This is a genomic window from Nonomuraea sp. NPDC050547 (genome assembly GCF_044457345.1).
Classification (GTDB): domain Bacteria; phylum Actinomycetota; class Actinomycetes; order Streptosporangiales; family Streptosporangiaceae; genus Nonomuraea.
Map to the genome: position 1 here is coordinate 71,887 of NZ_JBITGW010000025.1, position 22,194 is coordinate 94,080.

Below are 22,194 nucleotides of genomic sequence, written 5' to 3' on the forward strand. Positions count from 1 at the left end.
CAAGACCGGCTTTGGAATGTGCAGGCGATTGGCAAGAAACGCGGTGCTATCTGCCGTAATTTGCTGGATCGTGAGCGTGCTGATACGGCGAGTCGCCCGATGGGCCAGGGAGATCCCCGACGCGCCCGCCTATACCTTCGTGGACCATCTGGGCGACGGGGCGTGGCACACGCTCACCTGGCGGCAGGTGGACCGCAGGGCCCGCGCGCTGGCCGTACGCGTGCGGGAGCTGGCCGGGCCGGGTGACCGGGTGGCCATCCTCGCGCCCCAGGGGCTCGACTACGTCGTGGCCATGATCGGGACCCTGTACGCCGGGGTCGTCGCGGTGCCGCTGTTCGCCCCCGACCTGCCCGGCCACGCCGAGAGGCTGGCCCGCGCCTACACCGACGCCGAGCCCGCCCTCACGCTCACGACCACGCCCGCGCTGCCCGGCGTGCGGGCCTTCGCGGACGGCGCGGCCGTACTCGCCGTGGACACCGTCTCCGACCTGCTCGCCGAGGAGTGGGACGAGGTGGCGCTCGGGCCTGACGACCTCGCCTACCTGCAGTACACCTCCGGCTCCACCCGGCAGCCCACCGGCGTGGAGATCACCCACGGCAACGTGGAGGCCAACGCCCTGCAGCTCTGGGAGGCCTTCGACGCCAAGCCGCGCTCGTCCGTCGCCGCGCTCTGGCTGCCGCTCTTCCACGACATGGGGCTGATCGCCACCATCGCGCTGCCCATTGTCGGGGGCAACCAGGTGGCGTTCATGGACCCGGTCGCCTTCGTCATGCACCCGGTGCGCTGGCTGCGGTTGCTCAGCGCGTTCGACGACGTCTACACCGGCGGGCCCAACTTCGCCTACGAATACACCGCCGCGCGGGTGAGCGAGGCCGACAAGGACGGGCTGGACCTGTCCGGCGTGCGGGTCATGCTCAACGGCGCCGAACCGGTCAGGCCCGGCACCGGCGCAGCCTTCCACGCCGCGTTCGCGCGCTGCGGGCTGCGGCCGCAGGCTCACACTCCCGCGTACGGCCTGGCCGAGGCCACCGTGTTCGTCTCGGCCGTCGGCTGTGACGAGGTCGCCAAGGTCACCGAGTTCGACCGGGAGGCGCTCGGGGAGGGGCGGGCGGTGGCGTACACGTCGGGTGCCAAGAGCACGCTCGTCTCCTGCGGGCGGCCGACCGGGCAGCTGGTCCGCGTCGACGCGCCGGACGGGCACGTCGGCGAGATCCGCGTCCAGGGGCCGAACGTCGCCCGCGCCTACTGGCGCGACCCCGAGCGCAGCGCCGAGGTGTTCGGGTCGGGCTGGTTGCGCACCGGCGACCTCGGAGTCATCCACGAGGGCGAGCTCTACGTGACCGGGCGGATCAAGGACCTGATCATCGTCGACGGGCGCAACCACTACCCGCAGGACATCGAGGCCACCGTTCAGGAGGCGTGCGAGGCGGTGCGGCGCGATCACGTGGCCGCCTTCGCGGTGCCGGGCGAGCAGGGGGAACGGGTGGTCGTGGTGGCCGAGCGTTCCCGGCGCGGGCTGGAGGCGGAACCGGCCGAGGTGACCAGGCTCGTACGGGCCGCCGTGGCCAGGAAGCACGATCTGGCCGTGCACGACGTGGTGCTGGCGGCGGCGGGAGCCGTACCGAGGACATCCAGCGGGAAGATCGCGCGGCGGGCCTGCCTGCGGGCCTACCTGGAGGACGCCTTTGTTTGAGTCGGCCGGGCGGATCGTCTATCGCGGCAGGTGGACGCTGCTGGTGCTGAGCCTCGCCCTGGCGGTGCTGGCCGCGCCGTTCGGCATGGAGTTGTTCGGGCGGATGGTGGACGGCGGGTTCGAGGACCCCAGGGCCGACTCGACCACGGCCGCGCGCTGGAACGACGCCTGGTACAGCGGCAACTCGCCCGACGTCGTCGTCCTGTACCGGCATCCGAAGGTCAGGGTCGCCGACCCGAGGTTCAAGAAGGCGGTGCACGACTCGCTGCGCCGCCTGCCCGCCGCGCACGTGCGCAAGCTCGCCACCTACTGGACCACCGCCTCCCCCCGGATGGTCTCCAAGGACGAGCACTCCACCTACGCGCTGATCACCCTGCGTGGCGGCCCGCAGACCAAGCAGCGCGCCTACGCCGAGATCAGGGACCGCCTCGCCGTCGAGAACCTTCAGGTCAAGGTGGGCGGTTCGGTGCCCCTGGTCAAGGAGCTCAACGACCAGACCGGCCGCGACCTGGCCAGAGCCGAGGCCATCTCGATGCCGGTGCTGCTCGTGCTTCTGGTGATCGTCTTCGGCAGCCTGGTCGCCGCGGGGCTGCCGCTGCTGGTCGGGCTGCTGTCCGTGCTCGGCGCGCTGGTCCTGCTGCGGCTGCTGACCGAGGTGACCGAGGTCTCCGTCTTCTCGCTCAACGTCGTCACCATGCTCGGGCTGGGGCTGGCGATCGACTACTCGCTGTTCGTGCTGAGCGCCTTCAGGGAGGAGGTACGGCGGGGCGCCACCAACGAGCAGGCCGTCGTACGCACGATGGCCACGGCCGGGCGGACCGTGGCGTTCTCCGGGCTCACCGTGGCCACCGCTCTGCTGGGGCTGCTGCTGTTCCCGCAGATGTTCCTGCGCTCGATCGGGCTCGGGGCGGCGGCGGTGGTGCTCGTGGCCATGCTGTCGGCGCTCGTGGTGCTGCCCGCGGTGCTGGGCGTGCTGGGGCGGCGGGTGGACGCGGTGCGGGTGGTCCCGGTCTTCACCGGAAACGGCACCTTCTGGCGAAGTATCGCCGCCAGTGTCATGAAAAGGCCCGTTATCTACCTTGTTGGGGTGATGGCGGTGCTGGTGGCGCTGGCCCTGCCGTTCGCCCACGTGAAGTTCGGCAACGTCGACCACCGCGTCCTGCCCGCCGCCGCCGAGTCCCGCCAGGTCGCCGAGGCCGTCGACCGCGACTTCGCCCGCAACTCCATGGCCGCCATCGACGTGCACGTCCTCATCGAACGCCACTTCGCGGCCGAACCCGTCACCCCCGGGCCGGTGGGGCAGGGGTACACGCCCGTCTCCGCCCTCACCCCGGTCAGCCCCCTGGACGCGAAGCCGTTCGCCGACCGCATCGACGCCCTCGACGGCGTCACCGGCGTCGACCTGGCCGGAGTCTCCCAGGCCAACGGCGCCGTCCGCCTGTCGGTCCGCTACGACGCCGACCCCATGTCCGCGCGCGCCCAGCGGATCGTCACCCTGATCCGGTCCATGGCGCCCGAGCCCAACACGCGCGCCGTCATCGTGGGTGGATCCACCGCGGCCCAGATGGACCTGATGGCCAGCCTCTCCGCCGTCCTGCCGTGGATGGCGCTGGTCGTGGGCGGGGTGACGTTCGCGCTGTTGTTCATGGCGTTCGGCTCGGTGGTGCTGCCGCTGAAGGCCCTGCTCATGAACGTCCTGTCCATCGGCGCCTCCTTCGGCGTCATCGTCTGGGCCTTCCAGGACGGGCACCTGGCCTCCGCGCTCGGCTTCACCCCGACCGGAACCATCGAGGCGACCGCGACCGTGCTGATCCTGGCGGTGGTGTTCGGGCTGTCGATGGACTACGAGGTGTTCTTGTTGTCCCGGGTGCGCACCGAGTGGCTGCGCACGGGGGACAACGCCGCCGCTGTGGCCCTCGGGCTGGAGAAGACCGGCGGGCTCATCACCAGTGCGGCCTTGCTGCTTCTTGTGGTGATCGGGGCGTTCTCCACGGCGGGGATCACGATCGTGAAGCTGCTGGGCGTGGGGATGTTCGTGGCCATCGTCGTGGACGCCACGCTGGGACGGGCGTTGCTGGTGCCCGCGACGATGCGCCTCATGGGCGGGGTCAACTGGTGGATGCCCCGCTGGCTCCAATCCCTCCACACCCGCCTCCCCGACCCCCATGGGGGCGAGTCGGCCGGTGGAGTGTCGGCCCGCTCGCCTGGAGCTTCGGGCGGTTCGCCGGGGGTGCTCGCCGGCGGCTTGGCCGGGGCCGGCCGGGGTGTGATGGCGGGGGTTGAGGGTGGGCCTCCCCGCGCTCTTGGCGCCGGGTCGGCGGGTCGGGACGGCGGTGGAGCTCGGCGCTCTGGTACGGCGGGCGCCGCGGGTCATGCGGGTGCCGCGGGTGATGGGGCACCGGCTCGGGTCATCCGGCCGAATCCCGACGGGCCCGGGTGGTATTGGGAGAGCACGGGCGAACCCGCGGCGGATGGAGCGGAGCGCGCCCCTGGTGACCGGGCTCTGGGTGACCGGGGTTTCGAGGGAGGGGTAAGCGGGCGGGTGGTGTTCGGGGCCGATACCGACCCTGAACCCGTGGCGGCGGAACACGAGCCGGAGCCCGGGGTGGCCGGGGGTGGGGCGGAGCTGCCGGCCGGGCGCGTACCGGGGTCCGGTGTGGCCGGGGCCGGGCGCGCGCAGGGGCCTGGGGTGGCCGGGCCCTCGCGGAAGTTGCCCTACTCGCGGAGGGAGGTTCCGGCGCCGGTCAAGGAGGTGGAGGTGGGGTGGGTCAAGGTTGCGGCCGGCCGTACCCGGGTGGTCAGGGCTGTGCCGGGTGGGTGGGTTTGGGTGGAGGTCGAGTCGTGACGGTCGCCGCCACCCGGGTGGAGGGGGCCTGGGCCGGGCTGTTCGGGGTGGTGGGGCTGGCGGGGTTCGTGACGACGCTGGACAACACCGTGGTGACGGTCGCGGTGCCCACGATACGGCGGGAACTGGGGGCGCGGCTGGCGGCCATGGAGTGGGTGGGCACGGGGTACGTGATCACATTCGCCGGGCTGATGCTCGCCGGGGGGCGGTTGGCGGATCTGTGGGGGAGGCGGCGGGTGCTGGTGGCGGGGATGGCGGTGTTCAGCGCCGCTTCGCTGGTCGCGGGATTGGCCGGGACCGTGGAGGTGCTGGTGGGGGCTCGGGTGGTGCAGGGGGTGGGGGCGGCGATGGTGTTGCCTGCCACGTTGGCCGTGCTGGCGGGTTGCGGGGAGCGGCGGCGGTCGGCGGGGATCGCGGTGTGGATGGCCTCCGGGGCGGCGGCGCTGGCGCTCGGGCCGGTGGTCGGCGGGTATCTGAGCGAGTACGCGCACTGGGGATGGGTGTTCCTGATCAACGTGCCGCTGGGGGCGGTGGTGATCGGGCTGGCGCTCGTGGCCCTGCCCCAGGATCCCCAACCCAACTCCGACTCCAGCTCCAGGACCGACGCCGGTCCCAGTCCGGGGTCCGGCTCCGGGAGCGATGGTGGTTCTGGTTCGGGTGGCTCGCGTTCTGGCACTGGGGGTGGGTTCTGGGGTGGGGTGGATGTGCCGGGGGTGGTGTGTTCTGGGGTGTTTCTGGGGGCCGGGACCTTTGTGCTGATCCACGGGGTTGAGTACGGCTGGGCCCGGCCGGTCATCGTCGCGGGCCTGGTGGTGAGCCTGGTCGCCGGGGTGGCGTTCGTGGTGGTGGAGCGGCGGGCGGCGCGGCCGATGGTGGATCTGGCGCTGTTCCGGGTCCGGAGCTTCAGCGGCGGCGTCGTGGCGCAGGTGCTCTGGGGGCTCGGGGTGAACGGGGTGTTCTTCTACACCGCGATCTTTCTGCAGGACGTTCTCGGGTTCACGCCGTCGGCCTCCGGGCTGGCGTTCGTGCCGCTGGCCCTGCTGGTGGTGGCGGTCGCGCCGCTGGTGCCGTGGGTGGAGCGGCAGGCGGGAGCGGGGCGTACCGTCGCGGCGGGTCTTTTGCTGGTGGCGGCGGGGATGGTGGTGGCGGCCTTTCTGCGGCCGGGGGACGGGTGGGGGGATCTGCTGCCCGCGGTCTGCGCGATCGGGGTGGGGTCGGCGTTGACGATGCCGCTGGGTTCGGCCGTGCTCGGTGCGGTGCCGGGGGAGCGGGCCGGGGTGGCGGGCGGGGTGTTCAGCGTGAGCCGGGAGATCTCCGGGCTGTTCGGGATCGCGGGGGTGGGCGGGGTGGTGCACGCCGTGGGGACGTTCGCCGCCGGGTACACCGTCGGGTTGCTCGCCGCTGCCGCGCTGGTCCTGGGCGGGGCGCTGGTCAGCCTGTCGAGCCTGCCGTGAGGGTCCGGTGAGGGTGGCCGTGCTGGGTCTGGGGTCGCGGGGGGACACGCAGCCCTGTGTGGCGCTGGCCCATGGGCTGGCCGGGCGCGGGCATGACGTGGTGGTCGTGGCGGCGCGGCGGTATGCGCCGCTGGTCAAAGACGGGGTGGGGTTCGCGGGGCTCAGCGTGGATCCGGTGGAGGTGGCCGGGAGCGCCGAGGGGCGGGCCTGGCTGGAGAGCGGGCCGCTGGGCTTCGTGCGGGGGTTCAGAGCCGTGGTCGAGCCGCTCGCCGAGACGCTCGTGAGCGAGGTGGACGCGGCCTGCCGGAAGGCCGATCTGGTGCTCGCTCCTGCTCTGGGCGCCTTCGGCAGGCATCTGCACGACCGGTACGGCATGCCGTACCGCATCCTGCATTTCCAGCCCGGCCACCCCACGACGGCCTTCCCGAACCCGCTCGTCCCCGCGCGGACCCTGGGCCGTCTCGGGAACAGGGCCAGCTACGCCCTGGTCGAGCGGCTCGGCTGGCTGGTGCTGGGCCGGATGGTGAACCGGCTGCGGGCGCGGACGCTCGGGCTGGGCAGGTTGCGGGGAAGTCCGTTCGCGGCCGATCGGCGGGATCGGGTGCCGGTTTTGTGTGGGTTCAGCGGGCATGTGGTGCCGCGCCCGGCGGACTGGCCCGACCAGGTGCGGCAGACCGGCTACTGGACGCGGGGCGGCGGGGAGCTCGGAGATGAGCTGACCGCGTTCCTGGAGGCGGGGCCGCCGCCGGTCTACGTGGGGTTCGGGAGCATGGTGCCGGGTGATCCGGCGCGGACGGCCGAGCAGGTTCGGGTGGCGCTCCGGCTGGCCGGGGTGCGGGCCGTGGTTCAGGGGCTGCCGGTGGAGCGGTCGGAGACGGTGCTGCCGGTGGGGGAGGTGGCGCACGAGGCGTTGTTCGCGCGGGTCCGGGCCGTGGTGCACCACGGTGGGGCGGGGACCACGGGCGCGGCGCTGCGGGCGGGGGTGCCGGGAGTGGTGTGCCCGTTCTTCTCCGATCAGCCGTTCTGGGGGCTGCGGGTGGCGGCGCTGGGGGCGGGGCCGCCGCCGTTGCCGATCTCGCGGTTGGTGGCGGGGGAACTGGCTGCGCGGCTGCGGGCCGTACCGCAATATGAGGAAAAATCGCAGCACATCGGGCGGTTACTGCGCGCTGAAAACGGAGTGAAGAACGCTGTGGATCTCATTGAAGAGAGCTGATCGTCCCAGTAGTGTGCTTCATGCCCCCTTGATCCTCCCAGAGTAGGTGCCATGCGACTTCGTCCGCTCATCGTCACCGGACTCGCACTGTCGATGCTGGGGATCGGGATCCCCGCCTGGTCGGCGGACGACCCCCGCAGCTGCAACGACCTCATGTCGAGCGACACGCCCGCCTACGTCATGTGCACGTGGCTGGCCACGCCCGAGGAGGCCGCCGACATCGCGAGGTTCTGGCTGGACAACGACGGCGAGAACATGAAGAACGCCGGGCCCAACAGCGAGGTCGGCGTCGACTGCAGCGAGGCCGAGAACGCCTGCGACCCCAACCTCGAAGGCGACGGCGAGATGCACGACGTCGGCTCGCCCGACGTGGACGGGGCCGAGGACGGCGGTACGCCGGACGCCTGCCCCGACGGCACCAAGTGCCACATCGACCCCGACGAGGTCTCGGCGACCGAGGCCGCCGCCGCCGAGAAGACCGCGGCAGGGCAGAGCGCCAAGACCGCGCGCACTGACGGCATGCGGGTGTGGATCGACGCCGAGCTCGCCGACGACTGGAAGGCCGGCAAGCTGGCCGAGGCCGCCAAGAAGGTCGCCGCCCTGGCAGCCCAGCCGGGCGTGGTGGGCGTGCGGTTCAGTTCGCAGGTCGGCTACAACAAGACGCTGCAGACCGCCGAGGAACTCGACAAGTTCCTCACCGAGGCCGCCCACGCGCTGCGCCAGGCCGTGCCCGGCAAGAAGCTGGCCATCCACACCGTCGTCCCGGCCCTGGGCTGCGGCGCGAACGAGGCCTGCAAGACGGAGATCGGCAAGAAGTACCCGCTGCTCGACCCCGACAAGGTCGGCGCCTGGCTGAAGGCGGGCCTGGTCGACCAGCTCGCCCTGGACAACGGCCACCTGTCCACCGAGTACGCCACCTGGCGGATCGACGCCGCCGAGGCCCAGCGCAACCAGTGGATCCAGGTACGGGCCCGCGCCTGGGACTCCCTGGCGCACATCGCCGCCGAGGACGCCGTCTTCACCGGTCCCGGTGCCTCCCAGCTGACCGCCGAGCAGGCCACGAAGACCATCACCGACCGCGTCGCCACCCCGCTGCAGGCCGACGCCGCCGAGACCGTCATCCTCTGGACCCGCTGGCAGGACGCCAAGGGCTCGGTCAACCGGGTCCTGGGCGACAAGCTGGCCGACAACGCCGCGTGGGAGCAGCTCAAGAAGCTCGACGCGGTCAAGGCGAGGCTGGCCACGATCTACGACCCGGCGACGCCCGAGGTCGACCAGGCCACCGACCTGAAGAAGCTCGCCGAGGTCTTCTCCACGGTGTACGTACGCGCCGCCTGAACCGCATCAGAATGAGCCCGCGCCCGGCGCGGGCTTTTTCTTTTCCTTTTCGGTGGCAAAGAGCGGACAATGGCCTTGCCTTCCTCGATTTCCTGACAGAAAGTCAGGGCGTCAAATGCACGGCCCGCGACCGAGGAGGTACCCCAATGGTCCGACGCTGGTTATCCGTCGCCTTCGCGATCTGCGCGACGGCGATTCTCGTGGCACCGCCGGCCACGGCGCTGGTGCTGCCCACTCCGCGGGCCTTCGTCTCCAACCTGGATCTGGACTGCTTCAAAACAAACCCGTATCAGCCGCCCGCAACCACCCTGACGCTCAGGCACCTCAATCCGCAACTAGGTGACCTGCCCATTCAGACGGTCACGCTCGGCGCCCGCGAACAATTATGTGTTCCGGTCGCGAAGAACAATGTGATTCCACCGGCCGGCGTACTCGACTTCGTCAGATTCGTCGACCTGTCCTGCTACCGGATCACCGGCCCGTCGATCAACAGGACCATCGTCCTCCACCACCTCAACCCGGTCCTGCAGGACCAGCCGCGCAAGCAGGTCGTGCTGAACCAGCCGCAACAGCTCTGCGTGCCCGTGGCCAAGAACGGCGTGGTCCCGTCCGCCGAGGTCCTTTCGGTGATCCGCCACATCGACCTCGAGTGCTACGGCTTCACCCCCAACCCGGTCATGAACAGGACGCTGAACCTCAGGCAGCTCAACCCGGTGCTGAGCAACATCCCACCGGCGAACGTGCAGGTCCTCGCCGCCCGCCAGCTCTGCGTGCCCGTGCAGAAACGCGGCGACAACATCCCCGCCGCGACGCTGAACATCGTGCGCTGGCTTGACCTGGAGAAGTACGACGTCAACGCCGCCACCACCGCGCCGGTGACGCTGAACCTGCGCCACCTCAACCCCGTGCTCGGGCAGCTTCCCGGCGAGACGGCGACGCTCACCGGCCGCTCCCAGCTGGCCGTGCCGGTGGCCAAGAACGGCCAGGTCCCGCCCGGGTGATCTCCGAAGGGGGATGACGCCGCACGGCGGATGCCCGGAGCCGGGCGGCGTCGGGCGGGGTCAACGACCGCTGGAGAGCTGCCAGCCGTCCTTGGCCCCGCCCTTCCCGATTCCCAGCGCGGCCAGGATCATCGGGAACGACGCCTTGAACTCCCTCGTCCAGTACGGCCATGTGTGCGTCCCGTTGGCGTACAGGTTGAGCGTGTGCCGGATGCCGAGCCCGTTCAGCCGCCGCGAGAGCGCCTTCGCCGTGTACGCCGAGATCGGCTCGCCCAGGTGGGCCGGATGCCAGGGCGAGCCGGGCGGGTCCAGCGGGCCGAGGAAGCTCGTGGTGCCGCTGGAGATGTACAGGCTCGTGCCCTTCAGGCCCGGCGCGAGCGCCATCGGGTCGTTCATCGCCCAGATCTTCTTGTCCTTGACCGGGTCGCCCCACAGGGCCTTCGGGTTCTGCTTCTCGCTGGCCTGCGCGTTCATGATGATCTCGGGGATGCCGGGGAGTTCGGTGGCCAGGATGCCGCTGTAGGAGCCGGCGAAGCGGAACATCCCGGGGTAGCGGGCCGCGTACTTCATCGCGCCGTAGGCGCCCATGGACAGGCCCGCGATGGCGCGCCGCGTGCCGCCCCGGTAGCCGATCTCCACCAGGCGGCGTACCTCGTAGGTGTGGAAGGTGGCCCATTTCGGGGTGCCGCCGCGGCCGCCGTTGTACCAGTCCGAGTAGTTTCCCGCCCGTCCCGCCTCCGGCATGACCACGATCGCGTCCACGTTCTCGGTGAACGCCGCGACGTCGGTCATCCGGGTCCAGGAGGTGTAGTCGTCGGCGCCGCCGTGCAGCAGGTACAGCACCGGCCAGGTCCGCTTCGCCGACTTCGACCAGCCTTTGGGCAGCAGCAGGCGTACCGGCGTCATCCGCCCGATCGACGGCGAGGAGATGAGGATGTCCAGCGTGCGCGGCCCGAGCCACCGCTCGCGCACCACCCGGGCGCTGCCGGGCAGCGCCTTCTGCCAGGGCACGCTTCGCTGGGCGCTCTCCGGTACGGCCGGCGCCTTCGTCGGCCCGCCCTCCGGCACGATCGACCAGTCGGGATCGGCCACCGCGGGCGTGGCGCCGGCGGCGAGGACGAACGTGATGGCCAGGGCCGTCAGGGCGCGCGATCGCATGGTGGGTTCCTCCGCCGGTGAGGCTAGGGCTCCGCGCGGGGGCGGGCTATGAACCCGCGGCAACGAATCGGCCCGCCAGTTGTCACCCGCGTGATAAATCGCTCCGGAGGAATGTTCGGCACGGGCCTGCCCCCGGCCCCGGCCTCCTGGGTAGGTTGGCCGATCACCCCGGCAGCATGGGAGCGCACGTGGACGTCCGTGGCTTTCTCCTTGAACGGCTCGCGGCCCGGCTGGCCGGCGAGGACGTCGATCCGGACCGGCCGCTGGAGGAGTACGGACTGTCGTCCAGGGATGCCGTGGCGGTGGCGGGAGAGCTGTCGGAACTGCTCGGCCGGGACCTCAGCCCCACCCTCGTCTGGGCGAGCCCGACCGTGAACCAGCTGGTCCGCGCCCTGTCCGAGCCTCCTCTACGAGAGCGACATGTTCGCGCGGCGGACGAGCCGGTCGCGGTGGTCGGAGTCGGGTGCCGGGTGCCGGGGGCGCACGGGCCGGAGGAGTTCTGGCGGCTGCTCATGGACGGGCGCGACGCGGTCGGGACCGTGCCCGGCTCTCGGTGGGCGCCCTTCGACGACGGCTCCGCCTCGGCCGGGGAGGCGCTGGCAAGGACGACCCGGCATGGCGGGTTCCTGGCGGACGTGGCCGGGTTCGACGCCGCGTTCTTCGGCATCGCGCCCGGTGAGGCGGCTGTCATGGATCCGCAGCACCGGCTGCTGCTGGAGACCGCTTGGGAGGCGCTGGAGCACGCCGGCATCGCGCCTCGGGGTTTGCGCGGGAGCCGTACCGGGACATTTGTTGGTATTTCCGGAAACGAGTATGCCTATCTGACCACCGTCGACCCCGCCAAGGTCGACGCCTGGACGGCGACCGGGGCGGCGTTGAGCATCGCCGCGAACCGCCTGTCCTACCTGCTCGACCTGCGCGGACCCTCCCTGGCCGTGGACACCGCCTGCTCGTCCTCACTGGTGGCGACCCATCTGGCGGTACGCAGCCTGCGCGCCGGCGAGAGCGACCTGGCGGTGGCGGCGGGCGTCAACCTGCTGCTGTCGCCGATCATCACCATGGCCTTCGACCAGGGCGGCGGTACCTCGCCCACCGGCCGATGCCGCGCCTTCGACGCCTCGGCCGACGGCATGGTCCGAGCGGAAGGCTGCGGCGTCGTGGTGCTCAAACGGCTCCCCGACGCGCTGCGCGACGGCGACCGCGTGCTGGCCGTGATCACCGGCACCGGCGTCAACCAGGACGGCCGCTCCAACGGCCTGGTCGCCCCCAACCCGCAGGCACAGGAGTCGCTGCTGAGACAGGTGCACGCCGGCCTCCCCGAACCCGCCTACATCGAGGCCCACGGAACCGGCACGTACCTGGGCGACCCGATCGAGGCCGCGGCCGTGGCCGCCGCGTTCCCCGGCGGGCCGGTGCTGCTGGGCTCGGCCAAGTCGAACCTCGGCCACCTGGAGGCGGCGGCGGGCGTGACCGGCCTCATCAAGACCGTCCTGGCGCTGCACCATGGCGTCATCCCGCCCAGCATCCACTTCACGACCCCCAACCCGCACATCCCGTGGGAGCGCCTGTCCGTCGTCACCGAACCCACCCCCTGGCCATGGCCTCGGGCGGGTGTGTCCTCGTTCGGCTTCGGCGGCACCAACGCCCACATAGCCCTCACCGCCGCCCCGCCCGCCACCGTCCTCGCGCCCGCCACCGTCCTCGCGCCCGACACGGCGAAGCACGTGTTCACGATCAGCGACGTCGGCGCGGACCGGGTGAAGGCCCACGCCGAACTCCTGGCGGAATGGGTCGTCGGCCAGGACCGGGTATGGGAGGACGTGGCGCACACGCTGGCCAGGCGGGCCGGACGCGGCCGGACCGCCGCCGCCGTCGTGGCCGCCACCTCCGGCGAACTCGCCCAGGGCCTGCGCACCGCCCGTCCGTTCGCCCTGCCACCCGTCTGCGCGGGTCCCGTGTGGGTCTTCAGCGGGTACGGCGGGCAGTGGCGCGACATGGGCCGCCACCTCTACGAGACGGAACCCGCCTACCGGGCCGCCCTCGACGACCTGGCCCCGCTCCTGAGAGCCGAGGCGGGCATAGACCCCTGGACCGCCCCCGAGGGCGTCGCCCAGGCCCAGCCCCTGATCTTCGCCACCCAGATCGCCCTCGCGAGGCTCTGGCGGGCCTACGGCATCCGGCCCGCCGCCGTGATCGGCCACTCGATGGGCGAGGTGGCCGCCGCGGTGGTGGCCGGTGGCCTGAGCCCGCGCGACGCGATCCGGGTGATCTGCCGCCGCGCCCGGCTCCTGGGCACACTCGGCGGCGGCGGCGCGATGGCGATCGTCGAGGCGGCGGCGGACGAGATCCCGGACACCCTTCACATCGCCGTCCACACCTCACCCCGCCAGACCGTGATCACCGGTGACCCGGGCCTGGTGGCGGAGTTCGCCGGGAAGATCGCCGCCTCGGGCCGCCTGACCAGGACGCTGACAGCCGAAGGCGCCGGTCATTCGCCGCAGGTCAAGCCGTTGTTGCCGCTGATCAGGGAGGAACTGGCCGGGATCGATCCGGGTAAGCCGGCGCTGCCGTACTACTCGACGGTCTTGGACGACCCGCGGGAGGTGCCGGTCTTCGAGGCCGCGTACTGGGCGGCCGGAGTACGCCGGCCGGTGCGCCTGGCCCAGGCGGTACGCGCCGCCGCCGACGACGGATTCACCGTCTTCACCGAAATCAGCCCACATCCCCTCCTCACCTCCGCCCTCCACGACACGCTCACCGGCGGCGGTGGGGTGCTGGTCACCCACTCGCTTCGCCGCGAGGACGATGGGGAGTTCTACGCTCAGGTGGCGACGGTGGCCGCCGCCGTCCCGCCGAGGACGGCCGGGCGGATCGTGGACGTCCCGCACGCGCCTTGGCGGCACGAGCGCCACTGGGTCGCGCCGCACCGCCGCGCCGCGGCAGCCGCCGACGGCGTTCACCGCCTGCTGGGCGCGCACGTGGAGACCCCTGACGGCCACGCGTGGAACACCACCCTGGACGACCTGTCCGACGCCCCGTGGCGCCTCGGCCCCGCCACCTGGCAGCGCCACGGCCGCCCGGTACTGCCGGTCACCGTGGTCGCCCGCCTCGCCCACGCGGCCGTCCGCGAGGTCTCCGGCGCGGCGCCGTTGCACGACGTGGTGCTGCACGCCCTCCTGCCGCTGCCCGCGCGCGTCACGGTGACGCTGTCCGACGGGGTCGTCCGGGTCAGTGCCAAGGACGCCGCCGGGATCTGGAAGGTGTACGGCACCGCCGCTCTCACGCCAGGCCCGGCGGCAGAGGGCGTGGAGAGGGTCCGGCGGGTGGGGGCGGACGGGACGTTGGAGGGCGTGGAGATCCGCGACATCCTGCCGCACGAGGTTCCGGCGCGGCTGGAGGACAAGCTGGTCGAGCGGGCCTGGGTCGAGGCGCCTCCTGGCGAAGGGGGCTCTGGGGCGCGCTCGGTGTTCGTGGTGCCGCGAGGGCTGGACCCGGCGGGTTCGCGGGAGCTGATCCTCCGCATCGCCCGCGAGGCGTCCCCGGGCGAACGGCTGACGATCGTGACCCGGCGGGCGCAGGCCGTTCTCGAAGGGGAGAAACCCGATCCCGGGCCCGCGTCGTTGCGGGGACTGGTCAGGGTACTGGCTCTGGAGCGTCCGGAACTGCGGGCCGTGCTGGTGGACGTGGACGACCTCGCCGTTCTGGACCGGGAGCGGGCCTGCGACGACGCCGAGGACGAGGTGGCCTGGCGGGACGGCACCCGCTACGCCGCCCGGCTCAGGCGTTTGGAACTGCCGCCCGCTCGGCCTGGGCGCGGGGATCCGGTGGTGGGGCCGGGGGCGTACGTGGTGACGGGCGGGTTCGGGCGGCTTGGGCTGGCGGTCGCGCGGTGGCTGGCCGGCCGGGGGGCCACGCGGATCGTGCTGAACGGCCGCTCGGCACCCGAAGCCCGGCTGCCGGCCGGTGCGGTGGCGGTCGTGGGGGATCTGGCTGAGGACGGTACGGCGGAGCGGCTGGTCGAGGCCGCTACCGAGGGCGGACTACGGCTGCGCGGGGTGGTGCACGCGGCAGGGGTGCTCGACGACCGGCTGATGGCCGATCTTGACGCTGACAGTCTCCACCGGGTGTGGAACGGGAAGGTCGCCGGCGGGCTCCGGCTGCACGAGGCCACTCGGGGGGCGGACTGGTGGGTGGCGTTCTCCTCGGCGGCCGCGTTGCTGGGTTCGCCGGGGCAGGGTGCCTACGCCGCCGCCAACGCCTGGCTGGACGCGCTCTGCCAGGTACGCCGGGCGGAGGGGGCGGTGGCCGTCTCCGTCAACTGGGGGACTTGGGCGGGGGCCTCCGCCTTGCCCGCTGTTGAGGCGCTCACCTTGGACGAGGGGATCGAGGCGCTGGAGGCGCTGCTGCTGCGGGGGTGTTCGGCCGGGGTGGTCAAGCTGGATGCAGGGGCGGCGGTGGCGGCGTTTCCCGGGGTTGGGCGCATGCCGTACTTCTCGGAGGTGGTGGAAGGGGAGGCGGAGGCGGGCGGGGACGTGTCCGCGCGGGTTCGGGAACGGGCGGCGGCGGTGCTGGGAGTTGACTCCGGGCGGCTCGACGACGGGAGCGTGCTCACCGAGCTGGGGCTGGACTCGCTGGCGGCCACGCGGTTGCGGGGGCTGATCGAGTACGACTTCGGGGTGGTGGTGCCGGTGGCGCCGCTGCTCAACGGGGGGACGCTCGGAGAGCTGGTCGCGGCGGTCACCGGGGTGCCCGCCCGGGTGATCGGGCCCCGGGACGCGGCCGAGCGGCAGGTGGTGCGGGTGCTGGCCGGGTTGATGGGGTACGAGCCTTCGGTCACCGACACCGTGCCGCCCGAGGTGGTGCCGGTGGCGTTGGACGTGCTGGGGCGTGAGGTGGGCAGCCGCGTCGTCACCGTCGGGACACCCGAGGCGCGGATCTGCGACCTGGCCGACGCCATCAGGGCGGTGGACTCGGTCGAGGCGGAACGCGCCCTCCTCCGCCCCCTCAACCACCACGCCCGAACCCACCCGGCGACCTCGGAAAACCCCGGGGAGCCCACGATGACGAGGGCGCCCGCGCAGCGGCCCGCGCCGGCCGGCCAGGAGGAGACCCGGGGAAACGCGGGGTGGGAAGAGGCGGCCGGGTGCAGCGCCGGGCAGTTCGGGCAGGTCGTGCCGAGGGGCGAGGTGGTCGGGGGAGGGGCGGGCCTGGGTGGGGCCGGGGTGGTTCGGGGGGCGTTGTTCTTGGGGCATCCGGCCGGGGGGACGACCGGGGTCTACACGTTGCTGGCGTCTCGGCTGGCTCGGCCGGTCTTCGGGCTGGAGCGAATTGACGATCCTGAGCTGGGCATTCCTGAGCGTGCGGCCCGGTATGCCGAGCAGATCCGGCGCACCGGGCCGGGGCCGTACCGGCTGGGAGGGTGGTCGTTCGGGGGGATTCTGGCGTTTGAGACGGGGCGGTTGCTGGGCGCCGACTGTGAGGTCGTGGTGATGATCGACTCCGGGCTGCCCGAGGTGGTGCCGGAGGAGGACAGGCGGCTGCTCCATGCCCGGAGATATGCGGACTTCGCGGGATACCTCGGGAAAACGTATGGGCTGCGGGTTCGGCTGGAGAGGCACGAGCTGGCCGCGCTGGACGAGCAGGAGCAGTTGGACCTGGCCGAGGCGCGCATCGCCGAGTCGGGCGTCCTGGGCATGCTCAGCCCGGCCATCCTCCGCCACCAGATCACCTCCCACGAGGACACCCGCGCCATAGAGCGCTACCGCCCGGGAGTCCACACCGGCCGCGTGGTCCTGTACCGCAGCACGGAACCCACCCCCTGGGCCGTGGAGGACCCGCGCTACCTGCACCACGACGACCCGGCCAGGGGATTCGCGCCGTTCAGCCCCGCCCTGGAGATCGTCGAGGTGCCGGGCTCGCACCATCTCAACCTTCTGGACCCGCCCCACGTCGAGGTCGTCGCCGCCCATCTGGAGGACCTGCTATGAACCTGGCACAGGCCGTGGCCGCCGGCGCGCCGCCCGAGGAACTGGCCCGCCTGGACGTGCCCCCCACCTACCGTGCCGCCTACGTCCACCGCGACGAGGTCGGCATGTTCAAGGCGGCCGCTCACACCAACGCCGACACCGACAAGGACGTACGGCTGTCGTTGCACGTGGGCCAGGTGCCGATGCCGGAGCTGGCCCCCGACGAGGTGCTGGTCGCGGTCATGGCCAGTGCGATCAACTACAACACGGTGTGGTCGGCGATGTTCGAGCCGGTCCCGACCTTCGCCTTCCTGGAACGGCTGGGCCGCACCGACCCCCGCCATGACCTGTCCACGCACGTCCTCGGCTCCGACGCGGCGGGTGTGGTCGTGCGCACGGGCGCGGCCGTACGCCGGTGGAAGGTCGGCGACCGGGTGGTGACCGGGCCCGCGTACGTGGACGGCGAGGACCCGATCGCCCAGCACGACGGGATGCTGGCCGCGGACCTGCGGGCGTGGGGGTTCGAGACGAATTTCGGCGGGCTGGCTGACTTCGCGGTGGTCAAGGCGACCCAGTTGCTGGCCAAGCCGCGGCATCTGAGCTGGGAGGAGGCGGCCTGCAACCTGCTGTGCGCCGCGACCGCGTACCGGATGCTGGTGGGGGAGCGCGGCGCGCGGATGCGGCAGGGGGACGTCGTGCTGTTGTGGGGGGCGACGGGCGGGCTCGGAGGGTACGGCGTGCAGCTCGTGAAGAACGGGGGCGGCATCCCGGTCGGGGTGGTGAGCTCGCCGGAGAAGGGCGAGCTGCTGCGCGCCATGGGGTGTGAGCATGTGATCGACCGGTCGGGGTTCGAGGATCTGGCCGACGAGAAGGACTGGCGGCGGCTCGGGGCCGAGGTGCGCAGGCTGGTGGGGGAGGATCCGGGGATCGTGTTCGAGCACACGGGCCGGGAGACGTTCGGGGCCTCGGTCTACGTGGCCAGGCGCGGCGGCGCGGTGGTGACCTGCGGGTCGTCCAGCGGCTACGACCACGCCTACGACAACCGGCACCTGTGGATGAAGCTCAAGCGGATCATCGGCTCCCACGGGGCGAACTACCAGGAGTGCCACGAGGTCAACCGGCTGATCTCGCTGGGGATGGTGCATCCGACGCTGTCGCGGGTCTATCCGCTGGAGCGGGCGGGGGAGGCGGCGCGGGCCGTACAGACGAACCGGCATGTCGGGAAGGTCGGGGTGCTCGCCCTCGCGCCCGGGGAGGACCTCGGGGTCGAGGATCACGCGCTGCGGGAGCGGATCGGGGAGGAACGGCTCAGGTTGTTCCGCCGAGCGCCTGCCGCGCCCTGAGCACGATCTCCAGCTCGAAGCGGATGTCGGGATCGGCGAGCTGGTCGCCGTAGAGCTCCTCCAACTGGCGCAGCCGGTAGCGGACGGTCTGCGGGTGCACGTGCAGCCGCGCGGCCACCTCGCCGGCGCCCCTGCCATGGCGCAGCCAGGCCAGCAACGTCTCGGCGAGGCGGTCCTGCTGGGTGGGCCGCAGGTGCGCCAGCGGCGCGAGCCGCGTCTCGGCCAGCGCGTCGACCAGCTCCTCGTCCTTGAACACGACCAGCGTCGCCATGTGGTCGGCGCACCTCAGGAGCCCGCGCGGCAGCACGCCGCGCGCGGACAGCTCCAGAGCCTCGCTGGCCCACCGTAGCGACGTCGGAGCCGAAGCAAGAGGTACGGCGGGCCCGATCGCCGCCTTCAACCCCCGCAGCGCGACGTCCATCGCCTGGCCCTGTCCGCGTGGATCGGGCACGAGCAGGCACGGATGGGCACGCTCAAGACCGGTGAGCACGTCGGGCGGCAACGCGGGCCGGCGGTAGGCGCCGTGCTGGTCGCCCAGCGCCACGCAGGCCACGGTCTTGGGCAGCCGCCAGCCGGCCGCCTTGGCCAGGTCGGCGATGGCCTCCTGACCGGCGGGAGGCCGGCTGAGCAGCAGGTCGAGCAGGCGGGTGCGGCGGCGTTCGATCTCTCCGGCGGCGTGCGCCTTCGCCTCGTCGAAGCCCTCCGCGGCGGCGTCGGCGAGCTGGTCGAGGTAGACGAAGATGGCCTCGCCCAGGTCGTAGAGCGACTGGGGGGACAGGCCGAGCGGCTCGGCGATCTCGGTGAGCCGCCGCCAGCCCACCCGGGCGCCGAGGCGCAGCGCGGTCTGCAGGGGTTCGAGGTTGCGGCCTTCGGCGGCCTCGCCCCGGCCGATCATGCGGAACGGCTCGGGGTCCCAGGCGGCGTCGGGGTTCTCGATGCGGTCGAGGAAGCCGTAGATGGCCTGCTCCACGGCCATCCGGATGACCTTGATGTACACCTCGTCCGAGGGGCGGGCGTACTCGGGGATGCGGGCCTGGATCTCCTCGATCACCTCGGTGGAGACCCGGCCGATGCCTTGCCGGAGTGTCGTCACGACGTCCGCGGGCGTCCGGGTGTCGCTCCTGATGGCCATGGTCCCTCCCGACGCCATTGTGACTTATGCGTCAGAAGAGTGGGTAGCAAGTGCTTGTTTTTGTCACCGTTCGAGGAAGGTGCCGAGCTCCCGCACGTTGATCAGCCCGTCGCCGTCGAGGTCCAGCTGCTTGACTGCCTCTTCGGCGCGTTCGAGCGTGACCGGCTGGCCCATGATCTCCATCAGCCGCACGAACTCCTCGGGCGAGATGAGCCCGTCGTTGTCGGCGTCGATCAGCTTGAAGGTCGCCTCGTAGTCGTTCATTGATGTTCCTCCTGTGTCGGGTCAGACCTTAGTGGCGAATCGGCGGAGCGAGTCGATAAATGCCACGACTTGCAGGCGTTTGTCGAGGGACCACGCCTACCCCACCGATCCCCCCTTCGAACACGCCACCACGGACACGATCGGGGCCCCGGAGGGCGACCAGAGAAGGGCCGCCTCCGGGCCGCCGTGGTCGAGTCCCGGCGCTCATGGAGAATCTCACCGCCGGCCGAGCCCCCCACCCGGACCCACCGGCCGAGCCCCCACCCGGGCCCGCCGGCGGGGGTGATGGACAAGCGCTCACCCGCCTCGGCAATCCCGGGCACGAGCCGGAACCCTCGGCGGGAGTGTAGGCACGAGCCGGAAACCTCGGCGGGGGCGTAGGCACGAGCCGGAAACCTCGGCTTGGGTCGCAGGCACAGGTCGGAAACGTCGGCCTGGGGTCGCGGGCGCAAGCCGGATTTGTCCGCCTGAAAATCGCGGGCGCAGGCCGGAAATATCCGGCTAGGGTCAGATCTCATGGGGGAAAATCTCGTCATCCATTCCGCGCCCAACCTGCGCGACGTCGGCGGCCAGGCCACCAGGGACGGCAGGAAGGTCCGCACCGGCTTGGCCTTCCGTGCCGGGGCCCTCGACCGGCTCGACGAGCAGGACCAGCGCCGCCTGCACGACGCCGGCGTGCGGCTCGTGTGCGACCTGCGTACCTCCACCGAACGCTCCGAGCAGCCCGACCGCCTGGCCGACGGCATCACCTACCTCGTGCTGGACGTGCAGCGCGGGGGCGGCCACGGGGCCGACATCGCCTCCCTGTTCACCTCACCCGACCAGGCGGAGGCGCTGCGCTCACCGCGGGCCGCGGAGAACTTCATCGTCGAGGTCTACCGCTCCTTCATCACCACCCAGGAGGCCCACGAGGCCTACGCCGACCTCCTGCGCGCCCTCGCCAAGCCCGGCACCCTCTTCCACTGCACCGCCGGCAAGGACCGCACCGGCTGGGCCGCCGCCCTGCTCCTCACCCTGCTGGGCGTGGACCGCGAGACCGTCATGGCCGACTACCTGGCCAGCAACGCCCACCTGGAGGCCCTGGCCGTGGGCGTCTACGCCCTGGCGGCCCAGCACGGCATCGACCGCGAACTGGTCCGCCCGCTGCTTGAGGTCCGCGAAGATTACCTCAACGCCGCTTTCGACCAGATCGAAGCCACATACGGCGATATTTCGGGCTATGTACGGCAAGGCCTCGGCCTGACCGACACCGACCTCCAAGCCCTCCACGACCTCTACCTCCGCTGAGACTCACCCACCACTGGAGCATGGTGTGGAAGCCGCGTGAGGGCTTGGCGCCGTAGCGGGCAGCTCCCGCAGGAAGATGTCGCCGGCTCGCGGACGGGAGCGTGTCCGGTGCGCCACCCGCTGAGACCGAGGACCCGTAGGGCGGGCAGCCGGCCGGAATCCGGCAGCGGGTCGCGCACCAGGCTGAGGCTGCCGCCGAGGTCGAGGTCTTCGAACCGGGTCAGCCTAGGCAGTGACACGTGAGGAAGAGCGTAGGTCCGCGCACAGACAATCCGGCGCGCGCGACAGGGTGCTGAAGCACGGCCTAGCGGCTCATCCTGGCCGCCAGCGCCGCCCCCACCCGCTGCACATGCGCGTCCCCGGCCGGATCCAGCCCGGTCAGCGCCGCCACCCTGCGCAGCCGGTAGTCCACGGTGTTGGGATGCAGGTGCAGCGCCTCGGCCGTGGCCCGGCGGGACCGCCCGTGACGCAGGTGGACCTCAAGCGTGCGCAGCAACTCCGGGTACGCGTCCAGCGGATCGAGCAGCGCGGCCAGCTCACGGGAGGCGGCGGTCGGCCGGGTGAGCTGGTACTCCAGCAGCACGTCCGTCAGCCGGTAGAGGCCGGGCCCGCGGCCGAACCAGCCCACGACGTCCAGCACCTCCCGGGTCTGCCGCACCTGCTCGGGCACCTCCGGGGGCGTGGCGTGGGCCGCCGCGGCGGTCACCGGCCCGCGGCCCGCCTCCGCCAGCCGTCCCACCAGGAGTTCCAGCCGCTCCCACGGCCCCGACCAGGGCAGCAGCGCGGCGCCCGCGGGCCGGTCGAAGAGCGTGCCGGGCGCGAACGCCTCCAGCTCACGCTCGATCCGGTGCAGCTTGCGCCGCGTGGCGACCGCGCCGCCCTCCCCGGCCGACAGCGACAGGACGGTGTAGGCGGGGGCCAGGCCGTCCACGTGCTCGCCGTTGAGCAGGGCCGACAGCAGGCGGTGCCGTTCGTCGCGCTCCTCGGCCGACAGGCGGCCGCGCTCGTCGAAGTAGGTGGAGGTGACCACCTCGGTGACCCGCCGCGTGTAGGCGAGGATCAGCTCGGTACAGGCCAGGACGTCGGCCAGGTCGCCGGGTTCCGCCCGAGCGGTCAGCGCCCGCCAGGTCTCGGCGAAGGCCAGGTGGTAGGCCTCGATGAGCGCGCCGGGCGGCATGCCCTGCTCGGCTCCCCTGATCGCGGTCTCGGCGACCCGGCCGCCCGGCTCGGCGGGCACCGTGCGCTCGCGCAGCGCCCGCGACAGCGCCAGGAGGTTCTCCTCGACGAGCGTGACGATGTCGTGGGCCACTTCCCCGGCGGGCAGGTCGCGGTAGTGCTCGACGTCGGCCAGCATCCGCGCGACGAGCTCGCGGGCCAGCCGGGCCCGCTCGTGCGCCAGCCGGCGGTGCACGCTCACGCCGCCGATCGTCAGCTCTTTGTCATCGGTCACAATGAACTCTGCGAATCGCTCCAATGGATTCCGGGGTCCACCCATTCAAC

At 72.1% G+C, this 22,194-nt stretch carries 13 protein-coding genes; 9 read left to right on the top strand and 4 right to left on the bottom strand.

The window, feature by feature from the left end:
- The first annotated feature begins 70 nt into the window (after nucleotides 1-70).
- From ACIBHY_RS46780 to ACIBHY_RS46805, 6 genes are all read left to right on the top strand, one after another.
- On the top strand, nucleotides 71-1,693 hold the full coding sequence (locus tag ACIBHY_RS46780; RefSeq protein WP_397257636.1) for a fatty acyl-AMP ligase: 1,623 nt from the start codon (nucleotides 71-73) through the stop codon (nucleotides 1,691-1,693).
- Nucleotides 1,686-4,538: an MMPL family transporter gene (locus ACIBHY_RS46785; RefSeq protein WP_397310128.1), complete on the top strand. Its 2,853-nt coding sequence runs from the start codon at nucleotides 1,686-1,688 to the stop codon at nucleotides 4,536-4,538. The genes ACIBHY_RS46780 and ACIBHY_RS46785 overlap by 8 nt, the downstream gene beginning before the upstream one ends.
- A complete protein-coding gene (locus ACIBHY_RS46790) occupies nucleotides 4,535-5,992 on the top strand; it encodes an MFS transporter (RefSeq protein WP_397310129.1) in 1,458 nt (485 codons plus the stop codon). Before ACIBHY_RS46785 ends, ACIBHY_RS46790 begins: the two co-directional genes overlap by 4 nt.
- 19 nt (nucleotides 5,993-6,011) lie before the next feature.
- Complete coding sequence (locus tag ACIBHY_RS46795) at nucleotides 6,012-7,205, top strand: glycosyltransferase (protein ID WP_397310210.1); 1,194 nt, start codon at nucleotides 6,012-6,014, stop codon at nucleotides 7,203-7,205.
- 51 nt (nucleotides 7,206-7,256) lie between these two features.
- Nucleotides 7,257-8,543: a hypothetical protein gene (locus ACIBHY_RS46800; protein ID WP_397310130.1), complete on the top strand. Its 1,287-nt coding sequence runs from the start codon at nucleotides 7,257-7,259 to the stop codon at nucleotides 8,541-8,543.
- Between the two features lie 146 nt (nucleotides 8,544-8,689).
- Nucleotides 8,690-9,544, top strand: coding sequence for a hypothetical protein (locus tag ACIBHY_RS46805; RefSeq protein ID WP_397257627.1), 855 nt, complete (start codon nucleotides 8,690-8,692; stop codon nucleotides 9,542-9,544).
- Between the two features lie 60 nt (nucleotides 9,545-9,604).
- Here ACIBHY_RS46805 and ACIBHY_RS46810 read toward each other — a convergent pair whose 3' ends face one another.
- Nucleotides 9,605-10,702 (bottom strand): alpha/beta hydrolase, encoded by a 1,098-nt coding sequence (locus tag ACIBHY_RS46810; RefSeq protein ID WP_397310131.1) that lies wholly within the window; start codon nucleotides 10,700-10,702, stop codon nucleotides 9,605-9,607.
- 188 nt (nucleotides 10,703-10,890) lie between these two features.
- Here ACIBHY_RS46810 and ACIBHY_RS46815 point away from each other — a divergent pair, with 188 nt between their 5' ends.
- A complete protein-coding gene (locus ACIBHY_RS46815) occupies nucleotides 10,891-16,689 on the top strand; it encodes an SDR family NAD(P)-dependent oxidoreductase (protein WP_397310132.1) in 5,799 nt (1,932 codons plus the stop codon).
- On the top strand, nucleotides 16,686-18,011 hold the full coding sequence (gene ccrA, locus ACIBHY_RS46820; protein ID WP_397310133.1) for a crotonyl-CoA carboxylase/reductase: 1,326 nt from the start codon (nucleotides 16,686-16,688) through the stop codon (nucleotides 18,009-18,011). Before ACIBHY_RS46815 ends, ccrA begins: the two co-directional genes overlap by 4 nt.
- Here ccrA and ACIBHY_RS46825 read toward each other — a convergent pair.
- Entirely contained in the window at nucleotides 17,977-19,143 is a 1,167-nt protein-coding gene (locus tag ACIBHY_RS46825) for a helix-turn-helix domain-containing protein (protein WP_397310134.1), read from the bottom strand. The genes ccrA and ACIBHY_RS46825 overlap by 35 nt on opposite strands.
- A gap of 63 nt (nucleotides 19,144-19,206) precedes the next feature.
- On the bottom strand, nucleotides 19,207-19,407 hold the full coding sequence (locus tag ACIBHY_RS46830; protein WP_379618390.1) for an EF-hand domain-containing protein: 201 nt from the start codon (nucleotides 19,405-19,407) through the stop codon (nucleotides 19,207-19,209).
- A 516-nt stretch (nucleotides 19,408-19,923) separates the two neighbouring features.
- Between ACIBHY_RS46830 and ACIBHY_RS46835 the strand changes: the two genes are divergently transcribed.
- Entirely contained in the window at nucleotides 19,924-20,694 is a 771-nt protein-coding gene (locus tag ACIBHY_RS46835) for a tyrosine-protein phosphatase (RefSeq protein WP_397310135.1), read from the top strand.
- A gap of 304 nt (nucleotides 20,695-20,998) precedes the next feature.
- On the opposite strand, the gene ACIBHY_RS46840 is transcribed toward ACIBHY_RS46835, so the two are convergent.
- Nucleotides 20,999-22,144 carry a PucR family transcriptional regulator gene (locus ACIBHY_RS46840; protein WP_397257611.1) on the bottom strand — a complete coding sequence of 382 codons (1,146 nt, stop codon included), beginning with the start codon at nucleotides 22,142-22,144 and terminating at the stop codon, nucleotides 20,999-21,001.
- Nucleotides 22,145-22,194 lie beyond the last annotated feature (50 nt).

Excerpts from the sequence above, each read along its gene's own strand:
- ACIBHY_RS46825 (WP_397310134.1), bottom strand. The coding sequence starts at position 19,143 with ATGGCCATCAGGAGCGACACCCGGACGCCCGCGGACGTCGTGACGACA.
- ACIBHY_RS46810 (WP_397310131.1), bottom strand. The coding sequence starts at position 10,702 with ATGCGATCGCGCGCCCTGACGGCCCTGGCCATCACGTTCGTCCTCGCC.
- ACIBHY_RS46800 (WP_397310130.1), top strand. The coding sequence starts at position 7,257 with ATGCGACTTCGTCCGCTCATCGTCACCGGACTCGCACTGTCGATGCTG.
- ACIBHY_RS46835 (WP_397310135.1), top strand. The coding sequence starts at position 19,924 with ATGGGGGAAAATCTCGTCATCCATTCCGCGCCCAACCTGCGCGACGTC.
- ACIBHY_RS46805 (WP_397257627.1), top strand. The coding sequence starts at position 8,690 with ATGGTCCGACGCTGGTTATCCGTCGCCTTCGCGATCTGCGCGACGGCG.
- ACIBHY_RS46830 (WP_379618390.1), bottom strand. The coding sequence starts at position 19,407 with ATGAACGACTACGAGGCGACCTTCAAGCTGATCGACGCCGACAACGAC.
- ccrA (WP_397310133.1), top strand. The coding sequence starts at position 16,686 with ATGAACCTGGCACAGGCCGTGGCCGCCGGCGCGCCGCCCGAGGAACTG.